This window comes from Bradyrhizobium sp. T-1, from assembly GCF_053592855.1.
Map to the genome: position 1 here is coordinate 3,595,966 of NZ_CM132115.1, position 14,271 is coordinate 3,610,236.

At 64.1% G+C, this 14,271-nt stretch carries 14 protein-coding genes; 7 read left to right on the top strand and 7 right to left on the bottom strand.

The features are described 5' to 3' along the window. Positions 1 to 75 precede the first annotated feature (75 nt). On the top strand, positions 76 to 1,608 hold the full coding sequence (locus ACWAT4_RS17250) for a class I SAM-dependent methyltransferase (RefSeq protein ID WP_212301535.1): 1,533 nt from the start codon (positions 76 to 78) through the stop codon (positions 1,606 to 1,608). A gap of 34 nt (positions 1,609 to 1,642) precedes the next feature. Here ACWAT4_RS17250 and ACWAT4_RS17255 read toward each other — a convergent pair whose 3' ends face one another. Next, on the bottom strand, positions 1,643 to 2,566 hold the full coding sequence (locus tag ACWAT4_RS17255; protein ID WP_212301534.1) for a hypothetical protein: 924 nt from the start codon (positions 2,564 to 2,566) through the stop codon (positions 1,643 to 1,645). A 414-nt stretch (positions 2,567 to 2,980) separates the two neighbouring features. Here ACWAT4_RS17255 and ACWAT4_RS17260 point away from each other — a divergent pair, with 414 nt between their 5' ends. Then, positions 2,981 to 3,814 carry an outer membrane protein gene (locus ACWAT4_RS17260; protein WP_212301533.1) on the top strand — a complete coding sequence of 278 codons (834 nt, stop codon included), beginning with the start codon at positions 2,981 to 2,983 and terminating at the stop codon, positions 3,812 to 3,814. A 62-nt stretch (positions 3,815 to 3,876) separates the two neighbouring features. On the opposite strand, the gene ACWAT4_RS17265 is transcribed toward ACWAT4_RS17260, so the two are convergent. Then, positions 3,877 to 4,947 carry a serine hydrolase gene (locus ACWAT4_RS17265; RefSeq protein WP_449730982.1) on the bottom strand — a complete coding sequence of 357 codons (1,071 nt, stop codon included), beginning with the start codon at positions 4,945 to 4,947 and terminating at the stop codon, positions 3,877 to 3,879. Between the two features lie 286 nt (positions 4,948 to 5,233). Here ACWAT4_RS17265 and ACWAT4_RS17270 point away from each other — a divergent pair, with 286 nt between their 5' ends. The 3 genes from ACWAT4_RS17270 to ACWAT4_RS17280 all read left to right on the top strand — a co-directional run bounded on the left by ACWAT4_RS17270 (position 5,234) and on the right by ACWAT4_RS17280 (position 7,170). Continuing rightward, the gene (locus ACWAT4_RS17270; RefSeq protein WP_212447381.1) at positions 5,234 to 5,641 is read left to right on the top strand and encodes an ArsR/SmtB family transcription factor; all 408 of its coding nucleotides are present in this window, start codon (positions 5,234 to 5,236) and stop codon (positions 5,639 to 5,641) included. After that, the gene (locus tag ACWAT4_RS17275) at positions 5,641 to 6,132 is read left to right on the top strand and encodes an SRPBCC family protein (protein WP_449730983.1); all 492 of its coding nucleotides are present in this window, start codon (positions 5,641 to 5,643) and stop codon (positions 6,130 to 6,132) included. The genes ACWAT4_RS17270 and ACWAT4_RS17275 overlap by 1 nt, the downstream gene beginning before the upstream one ends. Before the next feature lie 195 nt (positions 6,133 to 6,327). After that, positions 6,328 to 7,170, top strand: a complete 843-nt coding sequence (locus tag ACWAT4_RS17280; RefSeq protein ID WP_212301529.1) for a hypothetical protein — start codon at positions 6,328 to 6,330, stop codon at positions 7,168 to 7,170. 3 nt (positions 7,171 to 7,173) lie between these two features. Here the strand turns inward: ACWAT4_RS17280 and ACWAT4_RS17285 are convergent, their stop codons facing one another. Both ACWAT4_RS17285 and ACWAT4_RS17290 read right to left on the bottom strand, forming a co-directional pair. After that, positions 7,174 to 7,827 (bottom strand): response regulator, encoded by a 654-nt coding sequence (locus ACWAT4_RS17285; RefSeq protein WP_449730984.1) that lies wholly within the window; start codon positions 7,825 to 7,827, stop codon positions 7,174 to 7,176. Then, on the bottom strand, positions 7,824 to 9,209 hold the full coding sequence (locus ACWAT4_RS17290) for a sensor histidine kinase (RefSeq protein WP_449730985.1): 1,386 nt from the start codon (positions 9,207 to 9,209) through the stop codon (positions 7,824 to 7,826). The genes ACWAT4_RS17285 and ACWAT4_RS17290 overlap by 4 nt, the downstream gene beginning before the upstream one ends. Before the next feature lie 187 nt (positions 9,210 to 9,396). Between ACWAT4_RS17290 and ACWAT4_RS17295 the strand changes: the two genes are divergently transcribed. Further along, a complete protein-coding gene (locus ACWAT4_RS17295; RefSeq protein WP_212301526.1) occupies positions 9,397 to 10,266 on the top strand; it encodes a DUF3280 domain-containing protein in 870 nt (289 codons plus the stop codon). 13 nt (positions 10,267 to 10,279) lie between these two features. Here the strand turns inward: ACWAT4_RS17295 and ACWAT4_RS17300 are convergent, their stop codons facing one another. From ACWAT4_RS17300 to ACWAT4_RS17310, 3 genes are read right to left on the bottom strand one after another with little or no spacing between them, the layout of a single operon-like run. Beyond that, positions 10,280 to 11,311: an L-idonate 5-dehydrogenase gene (locus ACWAT4_RS17300; RefSeq protein WP_212301525.1), complete on the bottom strand. Its 1,032-nt coding sequence runs from the start codon at positions 11,309 to 11,311 to the stop codon at positions 10,280 to 10,282. Positions 11,312 to 11,335: 24 nt separating this feature from the next. Beyond that, on the bottom strand, positions 11,336 to 12,103 hold the full coding sequence (locus ACWAT4_RS17305; protein ID WP_212301524.1) for an SDR family oxidoreductase: 768 nt from the start codon (positions 12,101 to 12,103) through the stop codon (positions 11,336 to 11,338). A 12-nt stretch (positions 12,104 to 12,115) separates the two neighbouring features. Beyond that, positions 12,116 to 13,315 (bottom strand): mandelate racemase/muconate lactonizing enzyme family protein, encoded by a 1,200-nt coding sequence (locus tag ACWAT4_RS17310; protein WP_449730986.1) that lies wholly within the window; start codon positions 13,313 to 13,315, stop codon positions 12,116 to 12,118. Positions 13,316 to 13,488: 173 nt separating this feature from the next. On the opposite strand from ACWAT4_RS17310, the gene ACWAT4_RS17315 reads away from it, so the two are divergent. After that, a complete protein-coding gene (locus tag ACWAT4_RS17315; protein WP_449730987.1) occupies positions 13,489 to 14,256 on the top strand; it encodes a GntR family transcriptional regulator in 768 nt (255 codons plus the stop codon). Positions 14,257 to 14,271: the final 15 nt, after the last annotated feature.

The following is a 14,271-nucleotide window of genomic DNA, read 5'->3' on the forward strand; positions in this document are numbered from 1 at the left end:
CGTGAAGCGGTTTTCCGAAAAGACCATGCTCAAACAAGCTGGGCAAGCGTTGTTGGATGTCCTCGCGAGGGTCGCATGGCCGATTGGGGATCCGGATACATCGTCGACACGGCCTATGTGCACGATTTCTGCCGCGTGCAGGTCCCGGCCATGCTCAGTTTCGCCGCGCTCGCCAAGGGCGTGGCGGCGCCCGGCGGACGCGGCGAGGCGCTGTCCTATTGCGATCTCGGCTGCGGGCAGGGGCTGACCGCCACCATCGTCGCAGCCGCAAATCCCAACACGAAGGTGTTCGCCGCCGATTTCAACCCGACCCATATCGCGGGTGCACGGTCGCTTGCCGATGCCGCCGGGCTCGATAACATCGTCTTTCGCGAGGCCGATTTCGCCGAGCTCGCCGATGACGCGTCGGTGCCGGAGTTCGACATCATCGCGCTACATGGCGTCTATAGCTGGATCGGTGCAGATCATCGCAAGGCGATCGTCGCGCTGATCCGGCGGCGGCTGAAGCCCGGCGGCCTCGTCTACGTCTCTTACGACGCGATGCCCGGCTGGGCGGGGATGGCACCCCTGCGGCGGCTGATGGTGCAATTGCAGGGCGCTCAGCCGCAGGTCTCGTCGAACCGCGCGCTGGACCAGGCGCTCGCGCTCGCCGACCGGCTGAAGGAGGCCGGCGCGCACTTCTACCGGATGTATCCGCAGGCCGCCGTGCAGCTCGAGCGGTTGCGCAAGCTTCCGGCGTCCTATCTCGCACACGAGCTTCTGACGCGGGATTGGCAGGCGTTCACCTTTGCCGATCTCGCCCAGGAACTCGCTGCGGCAAAGCTCACTTATCTCGGCTCGGCCCATCTCACCGATCATGTCGATCGCGTCAATTTCACGGACGCGCAGCAGGCATTGCTGGCCGACCTCGCCGATCCCCTGATCAACGAGACCACGCGCGACATGATCATCGGCCGTCAGTTTCGTCGTGACATCTTTGCCAAGGGTTTTGCGCCGATGACGCCGATGGCTGCGCGGGACCGTTGGCTGGCATCGCGCTTCGTGCTGACGAGCCCGCGCGACGATATCGAGCTGGCCTTCGATGCGCCGCTTGGCCGCTTTCAACTGCGCAGCGAACTGTACCAGCCCGTGATCGATGCTTTTGCCGCCGCTCCGCTCACCTTGCGCGAGGTGGTGGAGCGCCTGCCGGAGACGACGCTGGGCTGGGCCTCGCTCACCGACGCGATCAAAGTACTGGTCGGGCAGGGGCACCTCGCCCCAGCGCTGCCGCTTGAGGACGAGGCGGTGCGGCAAAGGTCGACGCAGGCGTTCAACGCGGCGGTGACGGCGCGTGCCAAGGAGACGACAGAGCTGCGTTATCTGGCTTCGCCCGTTACCGGCGGCGGGATCAGGGTGGATCCGCTCACGCAGCTTTATATGCAGGCCAGGCGCAAAGGCATCGCCGATCCGGCCGCGCTGCTCGCGAGCCTCACCGCTCTCGGTGGCGGGAGTTTTGAGAAGGACGGCCGAAAGCTCTCAGCGGACGAGGTCCGCGCGCAGATCGCCACCAAAATCGCCGCGATCGACGACAGCGTCGTGCCGCTGCTGGGGCGGCTCGGGATCGTCTAAGGCAGTTGCGCGCGGGTTCCCGGATCAGGCATCGCTATAACAGCGAAAAATCATGGGCGTGCTGCAGAAGCTGGTGCAGCCCATCGCTGTCGACTGAGGTCGTCGTACCGCCGCCCGGCCCATGGCCGGTCAGCGCGCCAGCAAGCTTGATGTAGTCGTCGCCGAGGGCGCCGACGTCGATGTTGAGCTTGTGCAAATCCGCATCGAGCTTGTGAAAATCGTCGCCGAACTTCAGGGCAATCTGGTCGATCTTGAGCGTGCCGAAATTGTCTCCGGATCTGGTGATGTCGGTGACGATCTTGAGGAAGTCGTCGCTGACCTTGTGCAGGTCGTCGCTGACCTTCAGCGCGCCTCCGCCGAGCTTGATGAAGGCCTGATCGATCGTCTCGGAATTTGACAGAGTGCCGAGCTTGAGGAAATCCTCGCCCACCTTCAGGAAGTCGTCGCCCACCTTGTGCAGACCGGTGCTGAAATCGGAGAGATCGCCGGCCCATTTGATGAAGGATTCATTGGCGCCTTCGCTTGATAGATGCAGCTTGAGCGTATCGATTCCGAGCTTGATCGCCTCAAAACTCGCGGTCTGAAAATCCGTGTCGAGCTTGATAAAGTCGTCGGACAGCTTGAGCGAGCTGCCGTCGCCGCCGGTCTCGGCGAACGCGGTGACGGTCGGCGTCTGGTCGGCATATTTGAGGATGACGTCGTCGAATTTATGCAGGACATCGTCGAGCTTCAGCGTGTCGAAACCGAGCTTGATGAAGTCGAAGCCGACGTGCTCGACGTCGTACTTGAAGTCGACCGCGACCTTGTGATCGTCGAACTTCAGGGCGTCGGAGAAAACATCGGTGAGTGCATCGCCGACGCGATCGAAATCATGTCCGAATTTGAGAAAGTCGTGATCGAGCTTGTGCGCGAGAAATCCGTCGAAGCTGTCGAACTTGAGGAAAAAATCGGAGGCCATGGCCGTAGCTCCATGTCTCAACAATTCGTAGTAGCAATCTGCGGAGTGTAGGCGGCCGTGATTGCGAGTCAACGGCAACGCTCACACGCAATAGGCAAGCGCCGCTGCCCCATCTGAATGGGACGACAACGGGCATCTCATGCCGCGCCGGCAGGAGCCGATTCGAGTTTCGCGTTTGCCTGCTTGTCGCAGCGCGACACAAGGCTGCCCTGCGCGTCACCGCGCCGTGGCATTTGAGTCACACTCGTCACCGTTCGGGCGTGGCGGCCCGCGCACTGCGTCACAGTCCCTGCAAACTTCGTTGCAGCCCAAGACGATGGGCGATGGACCGCCTATGCCTAGCCCGTGCCGGAAGCACCCGGCTGGTGCATTCGGAAAGCGCGCGTTTCGAGCGCGTGGGGCAAGGAGACTGGAATGAGAAAGTTTTTGCTGGCGGCGGCAATGGCTGTGTTGGGCAGTGCGTCCGTTCAGGCCGCCGATCTCGCGGCGCATTACACCAAGGCGCCGATGATGGCGGCTACCTATAATTGGACCGGCTTTTACGTCGGCGGCAACGTCGGCGGGCAATGGGGCAGTGCGGACCCGACGACATCGACCGTGTTTAGTCCAACCGGCTACTTCGCAGCCAGCAGCGTTCCCGCCATCGCTGCGGTCGGCGCCCAGAACGTCAACGGCTCCAGCGTGACTGGAGGCTTCACCGCCGGCTACAATTGGCAGGTTGACCGCGCCGTCTTCGGTCTCGAGGGCGACATCAACTATTTCGGCTTCAAGGGCAGTGCGACGGGCTCCGCGCTCTATCCCTGCTGCGCGCCAACCGGCTTCACCGTATCATCGCAGGTCTCGGCTGACTGGCTCGCGACGATCCGCGGTCGCATTGGCCTCCTCGCTACGCCAAGCTGGCTGCTCTACGCTACGGGCGGTGCGGCGATCGCAGAGGTGAAGGGCAATTTCAACTTCACCGATACGTTCGCGGCCGCGACTGAGTCGGGCACGATCCGCGACACCCGCGTCGGTTGGACTGCTGGTGCCGGCACCGAATATGCCTTCGGCGGTGGCTGGTCGCTCAAGGCTGAATACCTCTACGTCGATCTCGGCCGCGCCAGCGCGACCAGCAACAATTTGGCAGCCTTTGTGCCGGCCATATCCTTCCCGAGCAACGTGTACACCCACTCCGTCGACATCAAGTCGAACATCGTGCGCGTCGGCGTGAATTACAAGTTTGGCGGGCCTGTCGTCGCCAGGTACTGAGCATCCCGATCCGGCTCTCGCGCCGAAAGCCCCGGTTTGGCCGGGGCTTTCTGTCTTGAAGCTCAGCTGTGCGCCACTAGCCTCGCCAGCGCTGGCAGGATCTTGTAGCGGGCGATCTCGTGCGGATACTCGCCGCGGTTGGCGAGCAGCGCGATGCCGATCCGTCGTGCCGGCACCAAACCGATATAGCCGGATGCGTTGTTGAGGCCGCCCGGCTTGTCGACGATGGTGACGTCGGGCAGGTGCACGGTCTCCCAGGCCATCGCTTGCCCGAACGTGGCCTGGCCGAACCTTTGGTCGACGTGGAAAGTTTCGCGCTGTGTCATCCGCAGCGCCTCACGCAAGCGCGGGTCGATCGCGCGGCCGTCGACGCAAGCCGCGACGAATGTCGAAAGATCCCGTGCGGAGGAGAACATCTGGCCGGTGCCGGGGAAGTCGAAATAGCTCTGCTGGTCGCCGATCGGGCCGATCGCGGTCCCCTGGTCGGAATAGCCCTGCACGGCGCGCCGTAGCGTGGCCTCGTCCGTGATCGCACGATTATCCGATCCGCGTTCGGGAACGGACGTTGCGTGCATGCCGAGCGGCGTGAGGATACGGCTCTCCGCCAGCTTTGCGATCGGCGTGCGGTAGCAGCGCTCGAGCACGAGCTGAAGCAGGACGTAAGCCGCATGGCTGTAGATGCGCTGCTTGCCGGGCGCGACGCCCGGGGGCGGCGTCCAGGCGTTCAGCATCGCGATGAACTGAGCCAGCGAGTAGGAGTCGTTCGGCCAGGGCGGGTGATCGGTCGGCAGCAGCAAGCCGGAGGTGTGCGTGGCGAGCTCGCCGACGGTGACCTTGCGAACATAATCGCCGTTCAGCTCCGGCAGAAATTTCGGCAGGGGATCGTCGAACCGCAGCTCGCCGCGGAGCATGCCGAGCGCCACCAGCGTTGCCTCGAACGGTTTTCTCAAAGAGGCGAGGTTGAACAGCGTGTCCGGTGTAACCGGTCGTTTGGTGGCGCCGTCGGCAAAGCCGTAGCTGAAGAATTCGACATGGCGGCCGGCATAGAGCGCGGCGGCGAGACCGCCCGGATGCTCCGGCGTCGTGGTCGGCGCGAGCTCGGCGGCGACGATGTCGCGCATCTGCGCGATCATGTCCGAATCCGCCGCGGCTTGGCGAGGCCCGGTGAGCACGGCCACAATGGGAACGAGCGCGGCGCGGGCGAGAGTTCGCCTTGTGATTTGTGGGGAGATGACAACAGGCGGCACGTGCTCTGACTGATGATGCGAAGCACCCCCGGTGACCATCTTAGCGAGGTGGGGGCAGCGTCCAATTCACGATTGCGCGTTGTCGGTTCCATATCCGCGGTCGTGGAAAAAGACTTAGCTTATGAGCTAACAATTATTGACGCCGGATCGCGGCGCGCCTATAGTTAGCTTAATGGCTAACCAATTGTCCCAGCTCGACCAGGTTTTTGCGGCGCTTGCCGATCCCACGCGGCGGGCGATCGTGATGCGGCTGTGTGCCGGCGAGGCCTCGGTCGGCGAGCTCGCCGAGCCCTTCGATATGGCGTTGCCGAGCTTCATGAAGCACATCCACGTGCTGGAGCTGAGCGGGCTCGTGCGGTCGGAAAAGTCCGGCCGCGTGCGCACCTGCCGCCTCAGCCCCGAGGCGCTCGTCGGTGCGGAAGACTGGTTCCAGCATCAGCGCGCGATCTGGGAGGCGCGTCTCGACCGGTTCGAAGCCTATGTGATGAAGCTCAAGAAGGAGAGGGCGGCCGCCAGGCGGCCGTCGAAGACGACAGACAAGACAACCAACAAGACAAGCAAACGGAAAGGTGCTGAGTGATGACGAGTTCTGCCAATGCTGCCCTGTCGCAATGGTCGATCGACCGCGAGATCGTGATGTCGCGCGTGATCGACGCGCCGCGCGATCTGGTGTTCGAGGCGTGGTCCGATCCGAAGCACCTGCCGCAATGGTTCGGGCCGAAGGGATTCAAGATCGAGACTTTCGAGATCGACGTGCGCGTCGGCGGCGTCTGGCGTTTCAACATGATCGGCCCCGATGGCACCGTCTATCCGAACCGCATGCGCTTTCGCCGCATCGAGCGGCCGTCATTCATGGAGATGGACCATGGCGTCGATCAGGACGATGATCCCGGCATGTTCCGCTTCACCATCACCTTTGCCGAGCAAAGCAACGGCAAGACCGTCCTGATGATGCGGCAGCTGGCAGCGAGCGCCGAGCAGCGCGACGGCATGATCGGCTTCGGCGCCGTCGAGTATGGCTACCAGACGCTGGATAAGCTCGCGGCCTATGTCGGCGGAATGAAGAGATAGAACGTTTACGTTGTTCCGGGGGCCTTCGAAAAAGCGCCCCCGGGCGACGTTTGGAAGCGTCGTCGCCTTTGCAATTGTGACAGTGCGCAGGCGAATTATGACAGTGCCGTCACGCAGATTTTTGTCGCGCCGTGCTGCAGATTTATGACAGAATTGCTACCGTTGGATGTCAAGACGGCAACGGCGGAGCGATTCATGTTGCAGTGGCGGGCGCGGTCAAATCCCCTCGCGTGGTGGTGGGGGTCCCTGACGTTGGTCAGCGCTGCCAACATTCTCGTCTGGTTCATGCTGTACCGTGAGTTCTATCCGACCGTGGCCGGCAGCGTCGGCGGCGGTTCGGATATTGGCCTGATGTTCCTGCTGTGCGCGGGCTATGTGTTCGGCTGCGCCTTCCGCTCGGTGCTGCCGCGCGCCGATGTACAGCGCATCTGCCTGTTCGACACCTGGCTCTCGAGCGTGTTCGTCGGCCGCACGGTCGCGACCGTCGCCGAGCTCTGCTTCGTCGCGCAATGGGCAATCATCCTGCATCAGCTCGGCCGGATGACGGGCGCGGAGACCGCGGTGAACATCGCGCTCGTGATCGTGCCGATCATTGTCATTGCGGAGTGCTTCTCCTGGTACGCCGTGGTGACCACCAACTTCCTCTTCAACGCGATCGAGAACTCGCTGTGGGCGGTGACGTTCTTCCTCGCCGGCATCGCGCTGTGCCGCCTGATGCCGGAATTCCAGGGCCCGGTGCGCTGGGCGCTGATGTCAGGCATCATCGGTATCGCCTGCTTCCTCGCCTTCCTCGTCACCGTCGATGTGCCGATGTATCTCAGCCGCTGGCGGGCAGGGCACGCCGAAGGCGGCAGGTTCCTCGGTTTCATCGAGGGCCTGCATGACGTTGCGACGCGCTGGGTGGTGACCCACGACATCGCGCATTGGAAGGGCGAGCTGACCTGGATGTTCCTGTATTTCAGTGCGGCCGTCTGGTCGAGCCTCGCGCTGTGTGCGCTCTATGCCATGGAAGGCTATCTCACCCGTTATCTGGCCTGAGGGTCAGGCGCCGCCGAGATCGGGCTCCGTCAAGATTCCCTGCCGCAGCGCCAGCCGGACCAGCTCGATGTCGGAGCCGACGCCGAGCTTGTCCTTGATCAGCGAGTGCAAATTCGCCACCGTCTTCGGGCTGACGTGCAGCGTCTCGGCGATCTCGTCCGTCGTGTTCTCGGCGAGGAGCAGCCGCAGCACCTCGAATTCGCGCGGGGTGAGGACGTCGGCGGCCGAGCTCTCGCCGCTGATCCGGCTCAGCGCCAGTTCGTGGTCGATGTCGGGGCTGATCGCGATCTTGCCGGCGAGTACATCCATCACCGCGCGCACCAGCGTCTCCGGCGGGCTGGTCTTGGTGACGTAACCTCTCGCGCCGGCGCGGATCGCCTGCACGGCGAAACCGGCATTCTCATGCATGGTGAAGACGAGGATCTTTGCCGCCTTGTCCCATTGCCTGATGCGCCTGACGGCCTCGACGCCGCCGATGCCGGGCATGCTGAGATCCATGATGACGAGGTCGGGCGCCTCGGATTTGAACAGGCGATAGGCCTCGGCGCCGTCGCCGGCCTCTGCGATGACGCGCAGGCCCGGCTGCTTCTGGAGCACGGAGCGATAGCCTTCGCGGACGACGGAATGGTCGTCGACCAGCAGGATCGTCGCGGTCATGCCGCGTGCTCCAGCGCCCGCGGATTTGTGGCCGCGAGCGGAATGACCACGCGCAGCGAAGAGCCGCCGTTGGGGCCGGCCTCAAAGCTGAGCCGGCCGCGCAGCGCCGCAACCCGCTCGCGCATCCCGAGCAGGCCCATTCCGGATTTCGTGGCGGGCTCGGTAGAGCGTCCATCGTCGTTGATCGCGAGCGCGATCTCGTCGGCGTGCATGGCCAATTCCATGCTCACCTTGGTGGCGCCGGCATGCTTGGCAGCGTTGGTGAGCGCCTCCTGCACGATGCGGTAAAGGTTGGCGCTGGTCGTGGCCGGCAGGGTCTCGAAGGTGCCATCGAAGCGGATCGAGAAGCGGGTCTCGCCGCGGCTGCGGCCATTCCAGCCGGCGACGAGCCCTTCGAGACTGGCGACGAGGCCAAGCTCCTCGACATCCGGCGGGCGCAGCCGGAACAGTGCGCCGCGCAGCGTCTCCATCATGCCGGTCGCGGTCCGCGCGATGCCGTCGCATTCGCCGAGCAGGGAAGGGCAGTCCTGCGCGGCGGTCTGGCGGGCGGAGGAGGCGAGCGCGCGGATCGCAGCCAGTGACTGGCCAAATTCATCGTGCAGCTCGCGCGCGAGATGGCGGCGCTCCTCATCCTGGAGCGCGATCAGTTTCCGCGTCAGCTCGGCGCGTTCGGCGAGCGCGGTATCAAGGCTTTCGGCGAGATGGTTGAAGACGTCGCGAACCGCGGAGAGCTCGGCGAGGTCGAACGGCGGCAACCGGGCGGTGAGGTCATTGGCGGCGATCCGCTCGAGGCCGGTGCGGATCATGCGGGTCGGGCGCAGCGCGCGGGCCAGCGCGGCGTAGACCAGGACGCACAGCAGCGGCAGCGCGATCGCAAGCGCCAGCATCAGACGGCCGGCCTCGTGCCAAGCTTCCGCCGTCTGCACGGCCGGATCAACCGAGACCACCGCGTCGCCGAGCTTCGTTCCGCGCAGGATCACGGGCCGCGCCGCTTCGCGGCCGGGGTCGAACAGGCTGTGATAAAACGCCGCGAAAGCCTGCGGTGGCGGGTCCGCCGGTATGGGCGCGCCGCTACAGAAGCGCTGGAGGATGTCACCGCCGACGCCGCGGAAGGCGAGGCACAGGCCCGGGGTCATCACATAGGCCGAAACAGGGTCGAGGTTGGGAAAGTCCGAGCGCGGGCTCGCCGCCCACAGGACCTTGCCCTGCTGCAGCTCCAGCGTCTTCGCCACGATGGCGGCAATGCTGTCAATCCGTGCATGTGCTGCGCGGTCGGCGGTGATGAGGAAATAGGCTGATATCGCGGCGAAGCAGGCGGCCGATATGGCGGCCACGCGCAAGGTCAGGCGGACCTTGAGATCGAATCTCGGGCGGTTCCACATCGGCGGGCACCTGGTACGAACGGAATTGTCGCCCCCGCATTAAAGGGCAGAACGCTGGCCGCGCAAAGCGGCACGCTTACCGCAGTGCAACGTCGTGAAATTTTCCCGGCGCTGATCGGGATGGCAACGGCTGTGGTGTGCGAAACGTTCGCCTAGCTTGCGGTCTTTCCGCCATGCGAGGCCCGCGATGCGCCGTATCCTGTCGTTCCTCTCCCTCCTCGCTCTCATGGGGGCCGGGTTGGGTGGCCAGGCCGCAGCCACTGATGCCACCGCCATCGCTCTCGATGATTTCAGCTATACCGATACCTCGGCCGAGCCGACCGATCAGGGCGCCGTCCATGAGCGGCGCCTCCAGACGTTTATGGTCGCGCTCCGGCGGAATATCTCCGCCGACCCGCGCTACCGGCTTGCGTCGTCGGTGCAGGACGGCGCGGCCTTCAAGGTTATCGGCGGTATCCAGAAGACGAGCACGCTGGTGCAATGGGCCAAGGTCGCCGTGATCGACGTCGGCGCCAGGAAGCTCGTGATGGACAAGCTCTACACCTTCCGCGGCGACAATGACGAATCGTGGGAGCGCGCCGAGATATTTGTGTCCCGCGAGATCATGGCAGCGCTTGGCGCACCCGCGCCGGTTGCGCTTGCCGTGTTCAATTTCGAGCTGGAGGACGCGACCGCAGCTTCGGCGGGCGCCTCGGCCATGTCGGATGCGTCTTACCTCGCCGAAGTGACTGGCAGCGTGCGCGAGGCCCTGGGCCAATCCGGCCGCTATCGCATCGTCGATGTCGACAGCGCGAGCAGCGAGGCAAGCGCGCGCGCTCTGCGCGACTGCGATGGGTGCGAGGCCGCGATCGCGCAAAAGCTCGGCGCGGACCAGTCTCTGATCGGCGTGGTGCGGCGGGTCAGCCGCACCGAGTACACGCTCGGTTTCCAGGTTCGCGATGCCAGAACCGGCGCCGTCGTGTCACGCGGCGACAGCGGCTTGCGCCTGGGCGCGGATTATTCCTGGAAGCGCGGTGCCGTCCGCCTGGTCAGCGAACGGCTGATCGAGAACCAATAGCTCTGATGACATCCTAGAACGTCAGCTGCACCTTCATCGACTGCGAGCGGTCGGTGGCAAGCTCGAAGGCGGCAACCGCGTTCTCGAACGGCATGGTCGCCGTGATCAGCGGCTTCACGTCGATCAGGCCTTCGCCCATCAACCGCACCGCCAGCTCGAATTCGGGATCGAAGCGGAAGGTGCCGCGGAGCTGCAATTCCTTGGCGACGATGGAATTGATCGGCAATGTCATCTCGCCGCCGAGGCCGAGCTGCACCAGCGTCGCGCCGGGGCGCAGAACGTCGAGTGCAGTGCGGAGCGCGGCCTGGTTGCCCGAGGCTTCGAACAGCGTATCGAACACGCCCTTGCCGGCGCGCCAGGGATCGAGCGCGGGGGCATTGGTCGCGACGTTGATCGCGTGCGTCGCGCCGAGCTTCTTGGCGACCGCGAGCGGAGCGTCGGCCACGTCGGTCACGACGATCTCGGATGCGCCGCCAAAGCGCGAGACCAGAATCATCAGGGCGCCGATCGGGCCGCAGCCGGTGATCAGCACGCGCTTGCCGAGCAGGGGGCCGGCCTGCTTGCCGGCATGCAGGCACACAGCGAGCGGCTCGGCGACCGCGGCCTCCGCCAGCGAGAGCTTGTCGGCGATCGGCACGGCCTGCGTGGCGTCGACGGTGATGAACTCGCGAAATCCGCCCTGCACATGGGGAAAGCGCATCGCGCTACCGAGGAAGCGCATGTCGAGGCACTGGTTGCGCATGCCTTCCTGGCAATGCAGGCACTGGCCGCACGGCTTGCTCGGATTGACCGCGACGCGGGTACCTGTCTTCACGTTGGTGACGCCGTCACCGACCGCAGCGACGACGCCGGCGATCTCGTGCCCCAGCGCCATAGGCTGCTGGATGCGGACGACGCCGAAGCCGCCGTGGTGATAGTAGTGCAGGTCGGAGCCACAGATGCCGCCATTGGCGATCTTGACGCGGACCTCGCCCGGGCCGGGCGCCGGATCAGGATAATTGTCGATCCGCAGATCTTTCGGGGCATGAATGACGACAGCGCGCATGGGCTTGCTCCTCGGTGTTCGCGATTACATCGCGGCGGTCATACCGCCGTCGACATAGATGATTTGGCCATTGACGTAGGTTGAGGCGTCCGACGCGAGGAAGATTGCCGCGCCCACCAGCTCGTCCGGCTTGCCCCAGCGCTTGGAGGGGATGCGGCCCATCAGCCAGTTGTTGAAGTCGGGGTTGTTGACCAGCGCCTCGTTCATATCGGTCAGCATGTAGCCGGGGCCGATCGCGTTGGCCTGGATGCCGTGCTGGGCCCATTCCACCGCCATCGAGCGGGTCAAATTCTTGATGCCGCCCTTCGCTGCAGTGTAGGGCGCAATGGTCGGGCGCGCCAGCTCGCTGGCGAGCGAGCCGATGTTGACGATCTTGCCGTGCTTGCGCGGGATCATGCGCTTGGCTGCCTCGCGGCCGATCACGAAAGCACTGGTGAGATTGGTCTCGATCACCTTGCGCCATTCGTCGGTGGTGAACTCGACCAGCGGCTTGCGATGCTGGATGCCGGCATTGTTGACGACGATGTCGATCGCAATGCCCTTTTTGTCGAAATTATTGAACGCTGCGACGATCGCGGGCTCGTCGGTGACGTTGAACGCAGCGCCTTCGGCCTGATGCCCGGCAGCGCGAAACTCGGCGACCGCTTGCTCGACGCGTTTGGCGTCGACGCCGTTGACGATGATCTTGGCGCCGGCCTTGGCCATGCCCTCGGCAATGGCGCGGCCGAGGCCCCGGGAGGAGCCGGTCACCAGCGCCGTGCGGCCGGAAAGGTCGAAGAGGGCAGTGCTCATCTTGAGAAGTCCTTAAGAGTTGGACCGGCGCACGATCAGATCGGAGCGATCGAATACGGCGGGCAGAAGGTCGACGCCGAGGCCGGGACCCTCCATCGGGAAGACATAGCCGTCCTTGATGGTTGGCATCGTCGTGACGAGCTCATTGTACCAGCCCTTGTAGAAGGCGCGCACTGATTCCTGGATCAGCGTGTTGGGCTGGCTGAACGACATGTGGATAGCGGCGATGAAGCCGATTGGCCCAATGCAGTCATGCGGGGCGAAAGGCCGATGATAGGTCTCGGCCATCGCTGCGATCTTGCGGCCTTCGGTGAGGCCGCCGGTCCAGCACAAATCGGCCATCACCACGTGCATGGCGTCGCGGTCGAGCATGTCCTTGTAGGGGAAGCGCGAGCCCAGCGTCTCGCTGGCGCAAACCCAGACGTCGGTCGAGCGCGCATATTCGGCCAGCGCCTGCGGGGAGTTCATGCGGATCGGGTCTTCGTACCAGGTCGGCTTGTAGGGCTCGAGCGCGCGCGCGATCTGTTTTGCGGTCGGGAGATTCCACAAGGAGTGGAATTCCACCATGATCTCCATCTTGTCACCGACCGCCTTGCGGATCCTTTCGAACGGCTCGATCGCCTGCTTCATCTGTGCAGCCGTAATGTAGAGCCCCTTGTTCTCCTGTGCGGCTGGATCGAACGGCCAGATCTTCATCGCTGAGATGCCGCTCTCCAGCAAGCTTTCGGCGAGCGCATCGGCACGGTTCATGAAGCCGTCGAGGTCTTCGTAAGGTCCCTTGGAGGCGCCGAGATTCCAGTTCGAAACCGGGCTGATATTGGTGGAGCGGACATATTGGGTGCCGGCGCAAGTGTTGTAGATGCGTTGCTTGTCGCGGCACAGGCCGCCCAACATCTGGTGCACCGGCTGATTGCAGACCTTGCCGAACAGATCCCACAGCGCGATGTCGATGGCTGATGCCGCGCGATATTCGACGCCGGTGGAGGACTGCGCCATCGGCAGGTTCAGCATGTCGCGGTGAATCGCTTCGATATGGAGGGGGGTGCGGCCGAGCAGGCGGCCGGCAAAAGTGTCGTGAATCTGCGCTTCGATCGCGCCCGCGCCATAGAACGTTTCGCCGAGACCGATCACGCCCGCATCGGTGTGAACGCGCACCCAGATGACGTTTGAGAATTCCTCCGTGCGCAGCGTCTCGATCGACGTGATCTTCATGGCCATTTCCTCCCATGACAGGCTCTCGGCCTGCTTGTCTTCATTTCGCGCCGCAGCATGCCGCGGGCCATGGAGAAGTCTTACGCCCGCTTGTAATATATCACAACATGTTTTAAGGATATCACAAATACGGCGCCGCTCTGCAACGACAGCGTGGCCCAAGGGAGGCATGCATGGCACGGCGTAAGCGCGCGCTCGAGGTTGTGAGGAACGAGGACGGCGGCGAGCGCAGGCCCTCGCGGCGCAACCGTCTCAATTTCTTCGAGCTGGCCTATCAGAAGATCGAGGAGCTCCTGGTTCATTGCGAGCTCAAGCCCGGCCAGTTCATGACCATGCTGGAATTGCAGCAGATCACCGGCTTCGGCCGTACGCCGGTGCATCACGCCGTCAATCGTCTCTCCGCCGACACGCTCATCATCATCCGGCCCCGCCATGGCCTGCACATCGCGCCGATCGATCTTGCGCGCGAGCGCATGCTGCTGGGCTTGCGGCGCGATATGGAGCGTTTCGTGATCCGCCTCGCGGCCGATCGCGCCAGCCTCTCGCATCGCAATCAGGCGCTCCATATCGAACGTGTGCTGCGCGAGCGCCGCGCCACCCTGACCCTCGACGAGTTCAACAGCATCGACCGCCGCATCGATGCGCTGGTGCTGGAGGCGGCGGGTGAGCCGTTCCTGGTGCATACGTTGCGGCCGCTGCACACGCTGTATCGCCGCATCGGCTACATTCATCACCGCTTCATGCCGGGACAGACGGATCTGTCAGGTACGATCGATCATCATCTCGGCATCCTGGCCGCAGTTGCCGGTCGTCGCGTCGAGGACGCGGTGAAGGCGAGCGATGCCCTCATCGATTTCATGGATTCGATCTTCGTCGGCATGGAGGCGGGGATCGATCCGCGCCTGCTCGATTGCAGCATCGAGCCGCTGCTTGGCACGTAAAAAATTCTGAAGGGA

Bases quoted from the DNA above. Each gene is read 5' to 3' on its own strand.
- ACWAT4_RS17255 (WP_212301534.1), bottom strand. From the start codon at position 2,566: ATGGCCTCCGATTTTTTCCTCAAGTTCGACAGCTTCGACGGATTTCTC.
- ACWAT4_RS17275 (WP_449730983.1), top strand. From the start codon at position 5,641: ATGACGAGTTCTGCCAATGCTGCCCTGTCGCAATGGTCGATCGACCGC.
- ACWAT4_RS17280 (WP_212301529.1), top strand. From the start codon at position 6,328: ATGTTGCAGTGGCGGGCGCGGTCAAATCCCCTCGCGTGGTGGTGGGGG.
- ACWAT4_RS17265 (WP_449730982.1), bottom strand. From the start codon at position 4,947: ATGATCGCGCAGATGCGCGACATCGTCGCCGCCGAGCTCGCGCCGACC.
- ACWAT4_RS17300 (WP_212301525.1), bottom strand. From the start codon at position 11,311: ATGCGCGCTGTCGTCATTCATGCCCCGAAAGATCTGCGGATCGACAAT.
- ACWAT4_RS17290 (WP_449730985.1), bottom strand. From the start codon at position 9,209: ATGTGGAACCGCCCGAGATTCGATCTCAAGGTCCGCCTGACCTTGCGC.
- ACWAT4_RS17285 (WP_449730984.1), bottom strand. From the start codon at position 7,827: ATGACCGCGACGATCCTGCTGGTCGACGACCATTCCGTCGTCCGCGAA.
- ACWAT4_RS17305 (WP_212301524.1), bottom strand. From the start codon at position 12,103: ATGAGCACTGCCCTCTTCGACCTTTCCGGCCGCACGGCGCTGGTGACC.
- ACWAT4_RS17315 (WP_449730987.1), top strand. From the start codon at position 13,489: ATGGCACGGCGTAAGCGCGCGCTCGAGGTTGTGAGGAACGAGGACGGC.
- ACWAT4_RS17270 (WP_212447381.1), top strand. From the start codon at position 5,234: ATGGCTAACCAATTGTCCCAGCTCGACCAGGTTTTTGCGGCGCTTGCC.
- ACWAT4_RS17295 (WP_212301526.1), top strand. From the start codon at position 9,397: ATGCGCCGTATCCTGTCGTTCCTCTCCCTCCTCGCTCTCATGGGGGCC.
- ACWAT4_RS17250 (WP_212301535.1), top strand. From the start codon at position 76: ATGGCCGATTGGGGATCCGGATACATCGTCGACACGGCCTATGTGCAC.
- ACWAT4_RS17310 (WP_449730986.1), bottom strand. From the start codon at position 13,315: ATGAAGATCACGTCGATCGAGACGCTGCGCACGGAGGAATTCTCAAAC.
- ACWAT4_RS17260 (WP_212301533.1), top strand. From the start codon at position 2,981: ATGAGAAAGTTTTTGCTGGCGGCGGCAATGGCTGTGTTGGGCAGTGCG.